General features: G+C 63.0%; 17 protein-coding genes. 8 read left to right on the top strand and 9 right to left on the bottom strand.

What is annotated here, in order from left to right:
- Nucleotides 1-34 precede the first annotated feature (34 nt).
- Complete coding sequence (locus tag MESAU_RS20290) at nucleotides 35-1,219, bottom strand: amino acid aminotransferase (RefSeq protein WP_041163840.1); 1,185 nt, start codon at nucleotides 1,217-1,219, stop codon at nucleotides 35-37.
- Between the two features lie 131 nt (nucleotides 1,220-1,350).
- Here MESAU_RS20290 and MESAU_RS20285 point away from each other — a divergent pair, with 131 nt between their 5' ends.
- The 5 genes from MESAU_RS20285 (at nucleotide 1,351) to MESAU_RS20265 (ending at nucleotide 5,176) form a co-directional block, all read left to right on the top strand.
- A complete protein-coding gene (locus tag MESAU_RS20285; protein WP_015317914.1) occupies nucleotides 1,351-1,962 on the top strand; it encodes a histidine phosphatase family protein in 612 nt (203 codons plus the stop codon).
- Nucleotides 1,963-2,052: 90 nt separating this feature from the next.
- Nucleotides 2,053-2,583, top strand: coding sequence for a sigma-70 family RNA polymerase sigma factor (locus tag MESAU_RS20280; protein WP_041163458.1), 531 nt, complete (start codon nucleotides 2,053-2,055; stop codon nucleotides 2,581-2,583).
- On the top strand, nucleotides 2,580-3,353 hold the full coding sequence (locus MESAU_RS20275) for an anti-sigma factor family protein (protein WP_015317912.1): 774 nt from the start codon (nucleotides 2,580-2,582) through the stop codon (nucleotides 3,351-3,353). The genes MESAU_RS20280 and MESAU_RS20275 overlap by 4 nt, the downstream gene beginning before the upstream one ends.
- A gap of 23 nt (nucleotides 3,354-3,376) precedes the next feature.
- Nucleotides 3,377-4,093 (top strand): Bax inhibitor-1/YccA family protein, encoded by a 717-nt coding sequence (locus MESAU_RS20270; RefSeq protein WP_015317911.1) that lies wholly within the window; start codon nucleotides 3,377-3,379, stop codon nucleotides 4,091-4,093.
- A gap of 198 nt (nucleotides 4,094-4,291) precedes the next feature.
- Entirely contained in the window at nucleotides 4,292-5,176 is an 885-nt protein-coding gene (locus tag MESAU_RS20265; protein WP_015317910.1) for an aldose 1-epimerase family protein, read from the top strand.
- Nucleotides 5,177-5,244: 68 nt separating this feature from the next.
- On the opposite strand, the gene MESAU_RS20260 is transcribed toward MESAU_RS20265, so the two are convergent.
- Nucleotides 5,245-6,156, bottom strand: coding sequence for an agmatinase (locus MESAU_RS20260; RefSeq protein ID WP_015317909.1), 912 nt, complete (start codon nucleotides 6,154-6,156; stop codon nucleotides 5,245-5,247).
- A 297-nt stretch (nucleotides 6,157-6,453) separates the two neighbouring features.
- Between MESAU_RS20260 and MESAU_RS20255 the strand changes: the two genes are divergently transcribed.
- The 3 genes from MESAU_RS20255 to MESAU_RS20245 all read left to right on the top strand — a co-directional run bounded on the left by MESAU_RS20255 (nucleotide 6,454) and on the right by MESAU_RS20245 (nucleotide 8,187).
- Nucleotides 6,454-6,777 carry a hypothetical protein gene (locus MESAU_RS20255; RefSeq protein WP_015317908.1) on the top strand — a complete coding sequence of 108 codons (324 nt, stop codon included), beginning with the start codon at nucleotides 6,454-6,456 and terminating at the stop codon, nucleotides 6,775-6,777.
- Nucleotides 6,778-7,049: 272 nt separating this feature from the next.
- Nucleotides 7,050-7,376 (top strand): hypothetical protein, encoded by a 327-nt coding sequence (locus MESAU_RS20250; RefSeq protein WP_015317907.1) that lies wholly within the window; start codon nucleotides 7,050-7,052, stop codon nucleotides 7,374-7,376.
- Nucleotides 7,377-7,527: 151 nt separating this feature from the next.
- Nucleotides 7,528-8,187, top strand: a complete 660-nt coding sequence (locus MESAU_RS20245; RefSeq protein WP_015317905.1) for an imm11 family protein — start codon at nucleotides 7,528-7,530, stop codon at nucleotides 8,185-8,187.
- A gap of 257 nt (nucleotides 8,188-8,444) precedes the next feature.
- Here MESAU_RS20245 and MESAU_RS20240 read toward each other — a convergent pair whose 3' ends face one another.
- From MESAU_RS20240 to MESAU_RS20210, 7 genes are all read right to left on the bottom strand, one after another.
- The gene (locus MESAU_RS20240; protein ID WP_015317904.1) at nucleotides 8,445-9,266 is read right to left on the bottom strand and encodes an MBL fold metallo-hydrolase; all 822 of its coding nucleotides are present in this window, start codon (nucleotides 9,264-9,266) and stop codon (nucleotides 8,445-8,447) included.
- On the bottom strand, nucleotides 9,263-10,057 hold the full coding sequence (locus MESAU_RS20235) for a TatD family hydrolase (protein ID WP_015317903.1): 795 nt from the start codon (nucleotides 10,055-10,057) through the stop codon (nucleotides 9,263-9,265). The genes MESAU_RS20240 and MESAU_RS20235 overlap by 4 nt, the downstream gene beginning before the upstream one ends.
- Entirely contained in the window at nucleotides 10,057-11,610 is a 1,554-nt protein-coding gene (gene metG, locus MESAU_RS20230; protein WP_015317902.1) for a methionine--tRNA ligase, read from the bottom strand. The genes MESAU_RS20235 and metG overlap by 1 nt, the downstream gene beginning before the upstream one ends.
- A gap of 142 nt (nucleotides 11,611-11,752) precedes the next feature.
- Nucleotides 11,753-12,808, bottom strand: coding sequence for a DNA polymerase III subunit delta' (locus tag MESAU_RS20225; RefSeq protein ID WP_015317901.1), 1,056 nt, complete (start codon nucleotides 12,806-12,808; stop codon nucleotides 11,753-11,755).
- The gene (gene tmk / locus MESAU_RS20220; protein ID WP_015317900.1) at nucleotides 12,805-13,479 is read right to left on the bottom strand and encodes a dTMP kinase; all 675 of its coding nucleotides are present in this window, start codon (nucleotides 13,477-13,479) and stop codon (nucleotides 12,805-12,807) included. Before tmk ends, MESAU_RS20225 begins: the two co-directional genes overlap by 4 nt.
- 80 nt (nucleotides 13,480-13,559) lie before the next feature.
- Nucleotides 13,560-14,723 (bottom strand): D-alanyl-D-alanine carboxypeptidase family protein, encoded by a 1,164-nt coding sequence (locus tag MESAU_RS20215; RefSeq protein ID WP_015317899.1) that lies wholly within the window; start codon nucleotides 14,721-14,723, stop codon nucleotides 13,560-13,562.
- A 93-nt stretch (nucleotides 14,724-14,816) separates the two neighbouring features.
- On the bottom strand, nucleotides 14,817-16,037 hold the full coding sequence (locus MESAU_RS20210) for a septal ring lytic transglycosylase RlpA family protein (RefSeq protein ID WP_015317898.1): 1,221 nt from the start codon (nucleotides 16,035-16,037) through the stop codon (nucleotides 14,817-14,819).
- Between the last annotated feature and the right edge of the window lie 229 nt (nucleotides 16,038-16,266).

Below are 16,266 nucleotides of genomic sequence, written 5' to 3'. Positions count from 1 at the left end.
GGACCTTGTCCACAGGCGCACCGTACCCGCCTCGTCAGTCCAGCACGGAAACGATCGCCTTGGCGAGGTCATCCATGCCGTCCTCGGGCAGGCCGGCGACGTTGATGCGGCTGTCGCCGACCATGTAGACGGCGTGCTCGGCGCGCAGCCTTTCGACCTGCGCTTCCGTGAGGCCGAGCCGCGAGAACATGCCACGATGGCTGGCAACGAAGTCGAAGCGGTCGGAATTGGATTGCCGGCGCAGCGCCTCGGCGAATGCGACCCTAAGCCTCAGCATACGAAGACGCATCTCTTCCAGTTCTGCTTCCCAGTCGGCACGCAGCGCGGCGTCTTCCAGGACGATGCGAACTGCCGCGGCACCATGGTCGGGTGGCATCGAATACATGGCGCGCGCCGCCGACAGCATCTGGCTCATCGCGACGTCGGCCTGCGCGCCGTCCCTGGCCAGGATCATCGCCGCGCCGACACGGTCGCGGTACACCGCGAAATTCTTCGAGCAGCTCGACGCGACAACCATTTCCGGAACTTTCGCGGCCAGCAGCCGCAAGCCGAGGGCATCGGCCTCCAGGCCGTCGCCAAAGCCTTGATAGGCGATGTCGACAAATGGCAGCAGGCCGCGCTCGACGACGAGATCGGCGATGGCCTCCCACTGGGCCGCATCCAGATTGGCGCCGGTCGGATTGTGGCAGCAGCCATGCAGCAGCACCACGTCGCCGCTGTTGGCCGACCGCAGCGCCGCCAACATATCGTCGAAACGAACCGCTCCGGAGGCAGCATCGAAATAGGGATATTCGCGAATCTGCAGGCCGGCGGCACGCATCACCGGCATATGGTTCGGCCAGGTCGGGTCGGAGACCCAGACCGTGGCATCCGAAAGCGTCCGCTTGAGCAGTTCTGCCACCAGCCGCAGCGCGCCGGAGCCACCGGGCGCCTGTGCCGCCCGGATGCGCGACAGGTCCGCGCCCGGACCGAAGGCGAGCTTGGCCATCACAGTGTTGAACCCGGTATCGCCGGCAAGGCCGAGATAGGTCTTGGTATCCTGGCCCTGCAGCAGCCGCTTCTCGGCCTCGCGCACGGCCCGCATAACCGGCGTCTTGCCGTCGCGATCCTTGTAGACGCCGACACCGAGATCGACCTTGCCAGGGCGTGGATCGGCGCGATAGAGGCCGATCAGCGCAAGAATCTTGTCGGCGGGAGCTGGCTGCAGGTCTTCGAACATCATCATGGTTCCGTTGGCGCGGCGGAGTGATACGCAAATTGGCCACGTTTCACCAGCGGTTTTGATCGCGCCGGCGCGAAAGGCGGCGCCTTGTTGGTGCGGCTTTTCAACCACTTCAGAGAAGGCATGCCATGCTCGTCCGTCTGACCATGATCTGCGCCGGTGCCACGGCGGCGACCCGGAAAGGGCGGTTTCCCTCGGATGAACCGCTGGAGCCACGATCGCTGACATTGGCAAAGGCGATGCGCGGGACGCTGCGTCGCGCCGACCGTGTGTGGACAGCGCCGGCGCTTCGCGCCTGTCAGACCGCCGAGGCGCTGTCGCTGAACGCGTCCGTCGATCCGATGCTGGCCGACCAGAATAACGGACGATGGGCAGGCAAGAGCTTTGAAGAGGTGCAGGCGCGACAGCCTGAAGAAATCGCCGCATGGCTTACGGATCCGAATGCGGTCCCGCATGGTGGTGAGTCGCTGGCCGATGTTGCCCGGCGGACCGCTGGATTGATGGATCGATTAATCGCCGAACGTGGCCATACCATCGCCGTGACCCATGCCAGCGTCATCCGCGCCGCGATCCTGCATGTTCTCGGGGCGTCGCTTGCCGCCAGCTCAAAGATCGACGTCGAGCCACTGAGCATCACCGATTTTCGTAGCGACGGCCGCCGGTGGGTGTTGCGCGCGTGCGGTGTCACGGTTCCCCAGCCGGCAAAACCACTTGGACCTAAGGGCGCTCACGGCACCTAGGCGAGACGAAATACCTGCAACCGATATTTTCGCGCGAAGAAAAATCGGCAGGGCCGGGATTAAAATCCCCACATGCTCCGTAAACAGGGCATGAAACGGTCGATGCCACGCTTTGACATCCTAGGACAGCTCGGGTCGCTGCGGCGCTACGCCCGTTCGCTGACGCGCGACGGCGTCGAGGCCGAGGATCTCGTGCACGACGCGCTGGTGCGCGCCTATGAGCGGCGCGGCACGTTCCGCTCGGGCGGAAACCTGCGCGCCTGGCTGCTGTCGATCGTCCACAACACCTTCATCGACCGTCTGCGCTCGCACCGCTCGGAAGCGGCACGCCTCGAACAGGCCCGATATCTGGCCGACGGCAGCACTCCGGCGCCGCAGGACCATTCCGTGCGCCTGGCGCAGGTTCGCGAAGCCTTTTTCAGCCTGCCGGAAGAGCAGCGCTCGGCGCTGCATCTGGTCGCTATAGAAGGGCTCTCCTACCAGCAGGCCGCCAACGCCAGCGGCGTGCCGCTGGGCACGCTGATGTCGCGTATCGGCAGGGCGCGCACAGCCTTGCGGCAGATGGAAGAGGCGCCCGCCCGGGGCAAAAATCATCTCAGGATCGTGGGAGGTGACTCATGACCGCTCTTGTCGACCCGGTTACGGACGCCGATCTCGACGCCTATGTCGACGACCAGCTCGACGTTAGCCGCCGCATCGAGGTCGAAGCCTTCCTGTCGGCGCGTCCGGGCACGGCCGCGCGTGTGATGTCGGATCTGCGCACCCGCGATGAATTGCGCGTGGCGCTGGCCGGCTCCGAAGGCATGGCGCGGCCGGCGACGGCCGATGCCGCGCGGCGGCTGGAGAGGGGGCTTGGCCGGGGCCGCATCTTCGGTGTGCTGCAACGCGCGGCAGCGGTCGCCGCTTTCGTTGCCGCCGGTTGGTTGGCCAACGGCATCGTCGGGCCGATGTCGGTGACCAAGGTCGTCGCTTCACCGCAGCCGCCCGCCTATGTCGACGAGGCGGTACAGGCACACAGGACGACGCTGCTGCGCGAAAACATGCCCTCGCAGACCGAGGCGCCTAATTACAATGCCGGCGAGATCCGCGCCGCCACCGCCATCGTCATGCCGGCACTGCCGAAGGACTGGAAGGTCCGCGACGTGCAGATCTATCCGTCGCGCTTCGGCCCGAGTGTCGAGATTGCGGTCGACACCAAGGAGATGGGCCTGGTTTCGCTGTTTGCGATCCGGCCGGGCACTTTCGATGTGGTCAAGCCGACCATGGCGCCCTCGGGCGACATCTCCTCGGCCTATTTCCAGATCGGCGATGTCGCCTACGCTGTCGTCGCCAAGAGCGAGGTTCATGATCTCGACCGCGCCGCCGAAACGCTCGCCAGAACGCTTTACTGACCAATCCACAAAGGAGAGCTCGAATGAATACGCCCAATCTTGGATACCGCGTGGGCACAGGCGCCCGGACTGGAGCCGTCTATGACGAGGGCCTGCGCCAGCACATGCTGCGCGTCTACAATTATATGGGCCTTGGCCTGGTGGTTACCGGCCTTGTCGCCTTCCTGGTGTCGTCGACGCCGGCGCTTTATGTGCCGATCTTTTCCAGCCCGCTGAAATGGGTGGTGATGCTGGCGCCGCTCGCCTTCGTGCTCCTGTTCTCGTTCAAGATGCAGACCATGTCAGCGGCAAGCGCTCAGGCGATGTTTTGGGCCTTCTGTGCCGTCATGGGCCTGTCGCTGGCTTCGGTGTTCCTCGTCTTCACCGGCACCAGCATCGCGCGCACCTTCTTCATCGCCGCCACCATGTTCGGCGCCACCAGCCTCTACGGCTACACGACAAGGCGCGACCTGACGCAGTTCTCGTCCTTCCTGATCATGGGCCTGATCGGCGTTGTGATCGCCAGCATCGTCAACATCTTTCTCGGCTCGACCGCGCTGCAGTTCGCCATCTCGGTCATCGGCATCGCCGTGTTCATCGGCCTGACGGCCTGGGACACGCAGACGATCAAGGAGCAATACGCGGAGAATTTCGATGCGGAGTCGCGCCAGAAGCTCGCCGTCTTCGGTGCCTTCTCGCTCTACCTGAACTTCATCAACATCTTCCAGCTGCTGCTGAATTTTACCGGCGAGCGGGAATAGTCCGGACCGTAGCAGGCAACAGCTTTGAGTCTTGGCTGGCCGGAGGGAAACCTCCGGCCTTCTTCTTTCGAAAGGGGCGCCTGGCCCACCATCAAGGTTCATCGCGATCGCGTGAAATGCAAATGCCGTCCGCCACCTTGAGTTCACGCCCGGCCATTTGCTAGCCTGCCGGCCACGCCGGACGAACCGCGAGAACATATGGAACAGGACAGTCTGACGCTTCATGGCGAGGGCATATCGGCAACCATCATCGCCCACGGCGCAGAGTTGGTTTCCCTGCGGGATGCACGAGGATTTGAGTTCCTGTGGCAGGCTGGACCGGCCTGGCGGCGCCATTCGCCGGTGCTGTTTCCGATCGTCGGCCGGCTGAAGGGCGATCACCTGCACCATCGCGGCCAGACCTATCCGATGACGCAGCACGGCTTCGCCCGCGACAAGCCTTTTATGTGGGCGGAGAGGGGGCCTCGATCCTGCACGCTGGTGCTCACCGACGACGCGGAAACCCGAACGCACTACCCGTTCGCATTTCGACTGGCCGTGACCTATACGCTGGGCGAGGCGCAACTCGACATAGAATTCGAGATTACCAACCCGGGCGACGAACCGATGCCGGCGTCGATCGGGGCGCATCCGGCGTTCAACTGGCCGGTTCTGCCCGATATGGCCAAGGACGCCTATCGCCTGACGTTTGCCCAGGCAGAGCCAGCGCCGATCCGCCGGCTGAAGGATGGCCTGCTCATCGCAACGCCGCAGCCAACGCCGGTCAAAGGCACTGTGCTCGAGCTGTCCGAACGGCTGTTTGACGACGACGCTGTGATCCTGGACCGGCCGGCCAGCAACAGCGTTCGCTATGGCGCCGATGACGGTCCGGCGATCGAGGTCTCATGGCAGGGATTTCAGGAAGTGGGCATCTGGTCCAAACCCGGCGGCGCACCGTTCCTGTGCATCGAGCCCTGGCACGGCATTGCCAGTCCGTTGGATTTCGATGGCGAGTTCACCGACAAGCCCGGCCTGATGCTGATCGCGCCGGGCGCGAGGCGTTCGCTGAGTTACCGGATCAGCCTGGAGCAGGGGCCTCGGTAAAGTTTTCCTGCAAGCCATGAAGCGGGCGCAAAGCCGGACCGGGGCTGTATTCGACCTCAGGTCGGGTCTCAGACCTGCCTGACCAAGGCGCCGATAACATTGACAAGAAGGCGCGCGGCGGTGAGCGCCGACAGGCCGTCAATGTCGGCTGGCGGATAGAGCTCCACAAGATCGAATCCGGCGATCCTCGCTCGCTTGCCCAGGCCCGCGATGAGATCGATGACCTGTGTGTAGGTAAGGCCGCCGGGCGTACGCGCGGCCACGCCCGGCATGATGCCGGGGTCGAGACTGTCGCAGTCGAGGGTAACGACGACTCGCGCGCCTTCCGGAATATGGCCGAGCGCCGCTTCGACACCCAGGCCGTGGACCTCGCGGGCGGTGACGAAACGGCTGCCATAGCGCCGCGCCGCTTCGATTTCCGTGAGGCGTGCGCTGCCGACGCTGCGCAGTCCGACCTGCACCATGCCGGCGACATGCGCCATCTCGCTCGCGCGGCGCATCGGGCTGGAGTAGCCGTGGCGTTCGCCATGCACCTCGTCTCGCCAGTCGATATGGGCGTCGATCTGCAGGATCCAGACAGGCCCGTGATCCGCGAAGCCGGCGAGGAAGGGACTGACCACGGAATCGTCGCCGCCGAGCAGGATGGGCACGGCCGGCAAGGACAGGACCTCGCGCGTCTTCGCCTCGATCCGGGCGCGGTTGCTGGCATTGTCATGCATGATGGTCAGGATGTTGCCGGCGTCGACGCAGCAGACCGGCTTGCCGTCGAACAGCGGGCCGCCGAGATCGAAATCCCAATGCTCGACGAGCGCGGCATCACCCTGGCTCGCAACGCGGATGGCATCGGCGGCCAAGGCATGACCGCTGCTGTCCTTGCCGGGATAGGTGCTGCCGTGCCCAGCGCCGAAGATCACCGCGCGGGGGGCCGTGTCATCGACGAGGCGATCGGGCAAGCCGAGAAAGGAAGATCGTGTGGTCATTCTTGATAAGCCTTTGAGTCCAGCCGAGGCGTGATGGATTGAAGCTAGCGTAGTTGCTGGGATGGTCGAATTCCATTGCCGAAATCGCCGTCCAGAAGTTCCGTCGGTTCCAAGCTGGAGGCGGCCCTGAGACGGGGACATTGAGCTTGCTAAAGTGGGTAAACGTTGCAGATTACTGGAACTGCGATAAAGCGAATGGACCGACCGAGGAAAATCCGCATGATCTATCTTTGTTGTCGAGTGCCGCGGTTCTTATGGCTGAACGCATCCGCATAGATGTGGTTGATGGGGAAGGGAATGACATTGCCAAAGTTCTCATGGCAGGCAGGTCTCCTTTTCGGCCTATGCGCTACTCCCGTTGCCTTCCTGCTGGCACTCTTTTCGGCCGGAGCTGGGCATGGCGACTATGTGCTAGCCCGCATTCTCTATCCAATCCCCATGTTGGCAACTCTTTTGACCGACAACACGATTACCGGCCTTTCCCTAGGGTTGGCTGTGGCACAGTTTCCTGCCTATGGGGCATTTGTTGCTCAAGCCGGCCGCGCCGGTTGGTTGGCGCTTGGCCTCGTCCACGTCATTGCAATAGCAACTGCTTTCAGCGGGGTGCTCGACTATTTTTAGGAACGCCTACGACGCCTCGCTGCCGCTACGCGCAACGGGACCAGCCAGCAGATAGCGCTGCGCTGGCAGCTATGCCTATTTGCGCGAAAGACAGCCGCCGACTCTCATCGCCTGGGGACCGGAAGATGGCTACATGCCGGCGCAGTGAAAGGCGCCGGCCACTGGCTTCTGGAAACCCATTTCGATAGCGCGCTTCCGCTGGTGCGGGACTTCCTGACGCGCGTCCATGGCTCAGCAGAAGGATTTGAAGAGGTGCAAAAGGAGAAAGATCGATGACGACAACGCCGACCATCGCACGCATCTGGCGCGGCCGTACCCGGGCTGACGTAGGCGACGCTTACGAAGTCTATTTGAGAGCCGAAGGTATTCCGCCGCTTGAGAAGACCGCCCTGGGCGTCCAGCCGTTTCGCGAGGATCGCGAAGGGGAAAGCTGGTTCACCACCATCTCGTACTGGCCCGACCACGAATCGATGACGGCTTTCACCAAGGGTGAGCCAACCAAGGTCCACCATCTCGACCGCGACCCGGAGTTCCTGATCGAATTACCGGAGCGAATCCAGATCCACCGCATCCTGCTCGACCACCGGAGGCTGCCCTGATGCGACCGGTCGCGATGTAGGAACACATGGAAAGCGTCGCGCGCCGCCGCCGCGTCATCTGGCATGATATGCTCGGTACGGGCGTCCGCCAAACCGGACGCGATGTCTCGAGCGACGTCCCGGTGTCGGCGGCGCCGGGTCAGGAGGTCGGGTGAAAATCTATAGTCCGCGTGTAGTGGAGGGACAGGAATGGGTTCTTCCCCAACAAGCCGAGGACTACCAGCTATTCGCGAGCCTCGGCGACCTGGGCCAGAAGCGATGGCGTCCGCCGCGGATGAAATTCCTGCGCGAGCAAGAAGACGGAACACCCCGGCTATATTCCGATTTTCCTTGGCTCGGCGAGCACGTGCTCATTCTGAGGAGCACGGCGTTGAAGTTGCTAAGGCCGATTCTAGAACCGTATGGTGACTTCCTGTCGCTTCGTGCTGACGAACCCATATCGCTGTTCAACGTCACCAATGTGGTCGATGCGATGGACGAAGAACGTTCAAGAACCGTCCGGTTTGACGATGGCGGTATCATGATGATCGAAAATCTCGTCCTTCGGCCGGAGGCCATCGGCGGGGCCGAGATATTCAAGTTGCCGGAGCGGCCCGATGGCGTGCGACTATCCGATATCTATCTGCAAGAGACCATCGTGCGTCAGATCGGCGAGCTCGGATTCAAAGGCATCGCCTTTGAATTGGTCTGGAATGACGAAGCGGTCGGTCGCGACAGGATCGAATACCGCGGCATGGAGCGGCGTGCGCCAGTTTCATTCGCGAGTTTGAGACGCTTTTGGTCCGGTCTGCTTCGGAAGCGCGGGCTGTGAAGCAGGGCTGTGAAGCAGGGCTGTGAAGCAGGGCTGTGAAGCAGGGCTGTGAGATGGATTCGAGATGCTTTTCACGCCGTGATAAAAGTCGCATAAGATAGATTATGGAACTTGCGCACGTAGCGCGGCCGGGGAATTGCTGCGGTTCTGACCGCTGCCGGCAATCATCGTGAATGCGCGCCACCGGCACTTCACGACCTCGAACCCATGCTCGAGCGTTCAAACGACGACTTGAAACGCCAACTGAGCAGCAGCCTCTAGCGGTTTGACTGGTATGGGATTTCGATCACCATGCCATCATAGGCTGGTTCGACATTGTCGGGCGTCTCGGCCATCACGGCGGTGTAATCGAGCGGCACGTGCATGTGCGTCAGCACGGCGCTCCCAGGCGAAAGCGCCTCGATCCAGTCCAGCGCCTGGCCAAGCGAAAGATGGCTTGGGTGCGTGTTGTATTGCAAAGCGTCGATGACCAGCATGTCGAGACCTCGCAGCCGTTCTGCGGTGGTCTTGGGAAAGTCGCTGACATCGGGACAGTAGGCGAGCCCACCGATGCGGAAACCCAGCGAAATGATGTCGCCATGGATCTGGGGCAGCGGCTCGAAGGTGAGGGCACCCCCCTCTCCTTCGATCACGACCGGCCTGGTATGATCGATGATGCGGGCGTCGACGATCGGCGGATAGGAACTGCCTGCCGGCGTCTGGAAGCAATAGCCGAACGCCTCGCGCAGCCGCAGCATGGTCGGCTCGTCGGCATGGATGCCGATGCGATGCCGTTGTTCCAGCACATAGCCGCGCAGGTCATCGATGCCGTGGATGTGGTCGGCATGCGGATGCGTGTAGATCACCCCGTCGATGCGCCTGACTGAAGCCATCAGCATCTGCTCGCGGAAATCGGGGCCGGTGTCGATGACGACCGTGGTGCGGCCGCCATTGGCGGCAATGCGCTCGACAAGCGCCGCCGTGCGCATGCGCCGGTTCCTGGGATTGGTGGGATCGCAATTGCCCCAGTCGCCGGTGATGCGCGGCGTGCCTGGGGATGACCCGCAGCCGAGAATTGTCAGGCGCAGCCGGTCGCTCATGTCTCGAGCGCCTGCTGGCGAGGCATTTTTCCAAACAGCCGAAAGAAATTATCGGTCGTCACCGCCGCGATCTCAGCCTCGCTGACGCCGATTGTCTCGGCCAGCACCTTCGCGGTTTGCGCGACGTAAGCCGGCTCGTTGCGCTTGCCGCGAAACGGCACCGGCGCCAGATATGGCGCGTCGGTCTCGACCAGCAGCCGGTCACGCGGCAAATCGGCGGCGATGGCGCGCAATTCGATCGAGTTCTTGAAGGTCAGGATGCCCGAGAACGACACATAGCCGCCAAACGACACGCCGACCTCCGCGAGCCGCCGTCCCGACGAAAAACAATGCAGGATGAACGGGAAGGCGCCCTTCCCTGTCTCGTCCTCGAGAATGGCGGCCATGTCGTCGTCGGCATCGCGTGAATGGATGACGAGAGGCAGCCCGGTCTCGCGGGCGGCGGCGATATGAGCGCGAAAACCCTGCGCCTGCGCATCGCGCGGTGCCTTGTCGTAGAAATAATCGAGACCTGCTTCACCGATCGCCACCACCTTTGGGTGAGTGGACAGGCGGACAAGGTCGGCGGTGGTGACGTCGAGCTCCTCGGCGGCATTGTGCGGGTGAGTGCCGACCGAGCAATAGACTTCGTCGAAAGTCTCTGCGATCTCAAGAACTTGCTGAAACCGCTTCACGCGCGTGGAGATCGTCACCATGCGGCCGATTCCGGCCGCCTTGGCGCGGGCGACAATGGCCGCCCGCTCCTCGGCGAAGTCCGGAAAATCCAGATGACAATGGCTGTCGACGAGCATCAGGCGTTCGCGTCCGTCTGTTCGACATAGCGCGGAAACACGCCTTCCGGCGCAGGCAGCGCCGTCCCGGAAACGAGCGCGTGGTCGGCGTGGACATGCACGAACTCGCGATAGTCCGCCGGCACCGCCAGCAGGTCGAGCAGCTTGCCGGCCGAGCCCGGAATGAAGGGCTGGCATAGAACCGCCACGCGCCGGACCACTTCGGCCGTAGTCCACAGCACCGTTTCCATGCGCTCGGGATTGGTTTTCTTGAGCGCCCAAGGTTCCTGTCCGGCGAAATACCGGTCGGCTTCCGCAACCACGCCGAAGATCGCCGCCAGTGCCAGATGGATGCCCTGTTCGGCCATTGCCTTGCGCGCGGTGGCGAGAGCGTCGATCGCTTGATCCAGGATCACCTTGTCGGCTTCCGCCAGGTCGCCGCGCTTCGGTACCACGCCGCCGCAATTCTTGGCGATCATCGACAGCGAGCGCTGCGCCAGATTGCCGAGACCGTTGGCCAGATCGGCGTTTGTGCGGTTGACGATCGCTTCATGGCTGTAGCTGCCGTCCTGGCCGAACGGCACTTCGCGAAGGAAGAAGTAGCGTACCTGGTCGAGGCCATAATGCTCGATCATGGTGAACGGGTCGATGACGTTGCCGACCGATTTCGACATCTTCTCGCCGCGGTTGAACAGAAAGCCGTGGCCGAAGACGCGCTTCGGCAGCGGGATGCCGGCCGACATCAGGAAGGCCGGCCAATAAACCGCGTGGAAGCGCACGATGTCCTTGCCGATGATGTGCGCATCGGCTGGCCAGAACTTCCATTTCTCATCTTTTTCATCGGGATAGCCGACGCCGGTGATGTAGTTGGTCAGCGCGTCGACCCACACATACATGACATGCTTTTCGTCGCCGGGTACCGGCACGCCCCAGTCAAATGTGGTGCGCGAGATCGACAGGTCTTTCAGTCCCGACTTGACGAAGCTCATCACCTCGTTGCGGCGCTCGGCCGGACCTATGAAGTCGGGCTGGCCTTCATAAAGCGCGACGAGCTTGTCCTGATAGGCCGACAGGCGGAAGAAGTAGCTCTCTTCCTCGACCCATTCGACCGGCGTTCCCTGCGGCCCGTAGCGGACATTGTCGGGACGGACCTCGGTCTCCTCCTCGCCGTAATAGGCTTCGTCGCGCACCGAGTACCAGCCGGCATAGCCGCCCTTATAGACGTCGCCATTGGCGGCCATCGCCTTCCAGATCGCCTGCGAAGCAGCGTAATGGCGCTCCTCCGTGGTGCGGATGAAATCGTCGTTGGAGGCGTTGAGCGCGGTCGCCATGCGCTTGAACTCGGCTGAATTGCGGTCGGCCAGTTCGCGCGCCGAAATGCCTTCGCGCTTGGCTGTCTGCAGCATCTTGATGCCGTGCTCGTCGGTGCCGGTAAGGAAGAAGACCTGCTTGCCGTCGAGCCGCTGGAAGCGGGCAAGCGCGTCGGTGGCGATCAGCTCGTAGGCATGGCCGATATGCGGCTTGCCGTTCGGATAGGAAATCGCGGTCGTGATGTAGAATGTGTCGCGTGACATGAATGAACCGTCATGAATGTCTGAATGGAGGCCGTGGCGGTGGATATCGCATCGGAATGGCGATTGCCATCCCGAGACCAGTGCATGCCGCCCAAAAGTGGCCCCGGTTTAAGGGGCAACGGCATGCACCAAAAAAGGCCCGTCACATTCGCATTGCAGAATTCAGGCGGTCGATCATGGTCAGGGCGTGCTGCTTTTTGTCGAGATTGTAGGTGTCCGTCTCAGATATAGCGTCCAGCGCCTCATGCCAACTGTCCGACAGCGTTTTGGCCCGCTTGAGATCGCCAGCCCGCGCCGCCTGGCTTGCCGCATCCGACAGAAGGTCCAGCGCCCGGCGATTGAAGATATCGAACTGTATCGCCTGGTCCTTGCCCGCGACCGCCTCGGCCAGGCGATAGGCGCCGCCAATATCGCTCTTTCCCGTCGCCACCAGTCCATCCAGCGTCCGCGCGATCTCCAGCCCGCCATACTGCGTCAACAGGATCGCGTTGCGGGCGCTGCCCCCTGCCCGCTCGGCCAATGCAGCCCTCGCGGCCGGATCGTCGGGCGGCGGCGGCTCCGCTGTCTCCAGCACCGCCATCAGTTCGTTGGCGTCGAGCGGTGTCAGCCGCACCACCTGGCAGCGCGAGCGGATCGTCGGCAGCAGACTGCCGGGTGCATGGACGATGAGAATGAACAGGGTCCGTGCCGGTGGTTCCTCGAGATTCTTCAGCAAGGCATTGGCCGCATTGGCATTCATGTCGTCGGCCGGATCGACGATCACCACCCGGTAGCTGCCGTCATGCGAAGTCAGCGACAGAAAGCGGCTGACCTTGCGGATTTCGTCGACGGTGACGACGGTCTTGAAACTCTTGGTCTTGTCGTTCAACGGGCGGGTCAGATGCAGTACGCCGGGATGCGCGCCGGTTGCGATCTGGCGAAACAGCGGCGAGGCCGGATCTGGAACTGCTAGGTTGCCAGGCGCCTGGTCGAAGGCCGGATGCTTCAAAAGGTGGTGGGCGAGATGGAAGGCGAGCGTCGCCTTGCCGATCCCGACCGGACCGGCGAAGATAAGCGCATGAGGCAGCTTTCCCGCACGATAGGCGGCGGCAAGCATGGTGACGGCCTGCCCGTGTCCGACCAGACGCGGTGTTTCGGAGGGTTCCGGCACACCGTCCAGCGTATCATGCTGTTCCGGCGCGATGCGTTCGAAGATCATACGGGTGCGACCTGCCTGTTGCGCTCGGACGCCCTTGCCTCCAGTGCCGCGAACACGGTCGCCGTGACGACATCCTCCACCGTGTCCGGATCGGCGGACGCATCGACGACGATGCAGCGTTCCGGCTCTGCCGCGGCGATCGCCAGGAACGCTTCGCGGCGGGCCTGGTGGATGGCCAGCGTCTCTTTTTCGAAGCGGTCGGCTGTGGCATCGCTGCCACGCCGCAATGTCGCGCGCTTCAAACCCTCGGCCGGGTCGATATCGAAGATCAGCGTCATGTCGGGCATCATGCCGTTGATGGCGACCTGTTCCAGCATGGCCATGAATGCCGGATCGATCCCACCCGTAACGCCTTGATAGACACGCGAGGAATCCAGGAAGCGGTCACAAAGCACGATGGAGCCGCGTTCGACCGCCGGACGGATGACCTGCTCGACGTGGTCGGAACGCGCGGCTGCGAAGAGCAGCGCTTCCATCTTGGGCCCGAACGGTTCGGCGGCACCCGAAAGCAGCACATGCCTGACCGCTTCGGCGCCCGGCGAGCCGCCCGGCTCGCGTGTCCGTACGACATCATACTTCTTGGCGCGCATCTTGGTGGCCAGCCGCTCGATCTGTGTCGACTTGCCTGCGCCTTCGCCGCCTTCGAAGGTGATGAAAAAACCGCGCGCCAACCGAGGGCCTTTGTTCGTGTTCGAGTGGATTGTTGGGCTGTAGATAGTCCGCGTTCGGGAAAACGTCCATGCCGTCGGCGCTATCGAAGCCACCCGATCGCCAGTTCCTTGACGGCATCGAGAGCGCGTTGCGGCAACGTGCCGACGCTGATCGACTCGGCGGCGAACAACGGTGTCTCCTGGCTCAGCGTGTCGCCGATCCAGACGCGCAGTGCGCCCACCGGCTGCCCCTCCTCCACCGGTGCCGCGACCGGGCCGGTGTAGATGATCCTGGCCGTCAGCTTGTCGCGGTTGGTGATCGGCAGGAAGATGTCGATCGGACCTTTTGCCTTGAGCGTCACGCCGGATTTCATGCCGCCAAAAACCTGGGCCTCTCCGACCACCTCGTCCTTGGCGAAGATTTCGGTCTTCTCGAACGAGCGAACGCCCCAATCGAGCAGTTTGCGTGCCTCTTCTGCGCGCTCCTTGTCATTTGCCAGCCCGCTCATCGCCGCGATCACCCGCGTGCCGTTGTGGCTGGCCGAAGCCACGATGCCAAAACCGGATGTCTCGCTTGCGCCGACAGCCAGGCCGTCGGCGCCGATGTCCATCGCCAGCAACGGGTTGCGGTTCCTCTGCGAGATCTTGTTCCAGGTGAAATCCTTCAACCCGTAATACCGGTAGAAATCGGGGTATTCGCGCCATAGATGCAGGGCGAGCTGCGCCAATTCGCGCACGTTTGTCTGCTGGCCGTCGGCCGGCAGGCCAGTGGAGTTCACGAAAGTCGACGTCTTGAGGCCGATCTGGCGCGCACGTTCGGTCATCTCTCCGGCAAAATTGTCCTCGGATCCGGCCATGCCTTCGGCGATGACGATACAGCCGTCATTGGCGGCCTGCACGGTCACCCCCTGGATCAGGTCCTCGAGCCGGATCGCCGATTTGAGCTTGGCGAACATCGTCGAGGTCCCCGACGGCGCGCCACCTTTGCGCCAGGCGTTTTCGCTGACCACGAACGTATCGTCGAGTTTGAGGCGCCCGGATTTGAGGGCGTTGAAAACCACTTCCATCGTCATCAGCTTGGCCATCGAAGCCGGCGGAATGGGTTTATCGGCATCTTTCGAAAACAGCACCGTGCCGGTATCGGCATCGATCATGAAGGCTTGCGCGGCCTTGGTCTCGAAAAGCTGCGCTTGGGCCGGCGAAAGCGTAAGCAGGAGGCTGAGGAGAAAAAAAACGGCGAAAGGCTGTAGCAAGCGAAACTGCATGAAAATCGACCCGTTGGCCGGCCCCTCCGGCGTCCCGAAACTATCGGGCTTTTTCGGTGAGGGATCAACTGCCGGGCGCAAACCGGCGCTGGATCAGTCGCGCACGACCAGCGCGTCGGGCGCGCCATGAGACCACGCCGCCTTCAGCAACTCGTCCAGACCGCCATGGCCGTCCGGATAGAGGTTGACCGCATACCAGTCATTGCCGTCGAGATCGGAGCGCTGGATTTCTATTCTGCCGAAGGGCTTTAGTGCCGAGGCCACACGTGTGGCTTCGGTGGCGTCGTCGAACGTGCCGGCGGCGACATAGTCGGCACTGGATGGCGCCGCTTGGCGGCCGGTGTTTTTCCACGACCGCAGGATGTCTGCGGGCGACATGCCGCTGTCGTCCAGAGCGGCAAAGACATCCGCGCGATGGACGCGTTCATCCGCATAGGACAGCGACGCCATGGCGAACGGCGATTGCGGCGGCAGGCTGATCTGCGGCCGTTCCGGCACGATCGGTCCAAAATCGGGCAGCGCCGGATCGCCGAAGGCCGGCTGCGCGGCCATCCGTCCCTGCATCGGTGCCGCGGCATCCGTCAGCTGACCTGGAAACGGCACGGCGGCCGCGCCGACCGGAAGGCTCGGCGAAGGCCCGTTCATGGCCACCATGACGCCGGTCGGCAGGCCGTCCGATGGGTCCGGTATGCGGTTGCCTGGATGGTAAGAGGCCATCAGGTACTGGTCATCATTGCCGTCGAGCGGCGCGCGGCCGACATATTCGACCTTCACCTTCGCGGTACCGACCTTGTCGTAGTCCAGCATCTGCGCGGCTCGCTCCGAGACGTCGATGATGCGGCCCTCATGGTAGGGGCCGCGGTCATTGACGCGCACGATGACCGAACTGCCGGTTTCGAGGTTGGTGACGCGGGCATAGCTGGGCAGCGGCATGGTCGGATGCGCCGCCGTCAGATGCGCCATGTCGTAGACTTCGCCATTGGCGGTCAGCCGGCCATGGAAGGCGTCGCCATACCATGATGCCAGACCCACCTTGGCGTACTTCTTGTCTTCCTTGGGATAATACCACTTGCCGCGCACCTGATAGGGCTTGCCAAGCTGGTCGCGACCGCCGCCGCGCCGCATGAAGGCAGCGCGCGGACTGGCCTTCACCCCATATTCGGTCTCGGCGAAATATTCCTTGGAGCGGGTCTTCTTGTAGACCATCCCTTTCGGCTCGGGCTGCGACGCGCAAGCGGCGAGCAATGCAGCCGACGCTGCAAGCAACGCAACCGTGGCAACGCGACGAAGACGCGGGTGCGTCACAGCCTGCATTCTTGATTGCCCCCTAAATCTCATGAAGACGTCGCATCCGACCATCAGAGGAGCCAAAGCACTCACTCGACAATGCCAACGACGCCTCGAACCCCGATCCTTTGTGCGCAGGAATTGTTTATCACGGTATTAACCGATTGTGGCCGGAACCGGGCAAGATTGTGACGCCGCCTGTCCTGTCCTAGGCTCAGGGAGCGACCTGCTCATGCAAGCCGGTTGACAGGCCTTT

Source organism: Mesorhizobium australicum WSM2073 (genome assembly GCF_000230995.2).
Classification (GTDB): Bacteria; Pseudomonadota; Alphaproteobacteria; order Rhizobiales; family Rhizobiaceae; genus Mesorhizobium; species Mesorhizobium australicum.
This window is presented reverse-complemented; position numbering and strand designations above follow the sequence as displayed.

Excerpts from the sequence above, each read along its gene's own strand:
- MESAU_RS20285 (WP_015317914.1), top strand. The coding sequence starts at position 1,351 with ATGCTCGTCCGTCTGACCATGATCTGCGCCGGTGCCACGGCGGCGACC.
- MESAU_RS20240 (WP_015317904.1), bottom strand. The coding sequence starts at position 9,266 with ATGAGCGACCGGCTGCGCCTGACAATTCTCGGCTGCGGGTCATCCCCA.
- metG (WP_015317902.1), bottom strand. The coding sequence starts at position 11,610 with ATGTCACGCGACACATTCTACATCACGACCGCGATTTCCTATCCGAAC.
- MESAU_RS20235 (WP_015317903.1), bottom strand. The coding sequence starts at position 10,057 with ATGCTCGTCGACAGCCATTGTCATCTGGATTTTCCGGACTTCGCCGAG.
- MESAU_RS20260 (WP_015317909.1), bottom strand. The coding sequence starts at position 6,156 with ATGACCACACGATCTTCCTTTCTCGGCTTGCCCGATCGCCTCGTCGAT.
- MESAU_RS20270 (WP_015317911.1), top strand. The coding sequence starts at position 3,377 with ATGAATACGCCCAATCTTGGATACCGCGTGGGCACAGGCGCCCGGACT.
- MESAU_RS20225 (WP_015317901.1), bottom strand. The coding sequence starts at position 12,808 with ATGATCTTCGAACGCATCGCGCCGGAACAGCATGATACGCTGGACGGT.
- MESAU_RS20275 (WP_015317912.1), top strand. The coding sequence starts at position 2,580 with ATGACCGCTCTTGTCGACCCGGTTACGGACGCCGATCTCGACGCCTAT.
- MESAU_RS20210 (WP_015317898.1), bottom strand. The coding sequence starts at position 16,037 with ATGCAGGCTGTGACGCACCCGCGTCTTCGTCGCGTTGCCACGGTTGCG.
- MESAU_RS20250 (WP_015317907.1), top strand. The coding sequence starts at position 7,050 with ATGACGACAACGCCGACCATCGCACGCATCTGGCGCGGCCGTACCCGG.
- MESAU_RS20215 (WP_015317899.1), bottom strand. The coding sequence starts at position 14,723 with ATGCAGTTTCGCTTGCTACAGCCTTTCGCCGTTTTTTTTCTCCTCAGC.
- MESAU_RS20280 (WP_041163458.1), top strand. The coding sequence starts at position 2,053 with ATGAAACGGTCGATGCCACGCTTTGACATCCTAGGACAGCTCGGGTCG.
- MESAU_RS20265 (WP_015317910.1), top strand. The coding sequence starts at position 4,292 with ATGGAACAGGACAGTCTGACGCTTCATGGCGAGGGCATATCGGCAACC.
- MESAU_RS20255 (WP_015317908.1), top strand. The coding sequence starts at position 6,454 with ATGACATTGCCAAAGTTCTCATGGCAGGCAGGTCTCCTTTTCGGCCTA.
- MESAU_RS20290 (WP_041163840.1), bottom strand. The coding sequence starts at position 1,219 with ATGTTCGAAGACCTGCAGCCAGCTCCCGCCGACAAGATTCTTGCGCTG.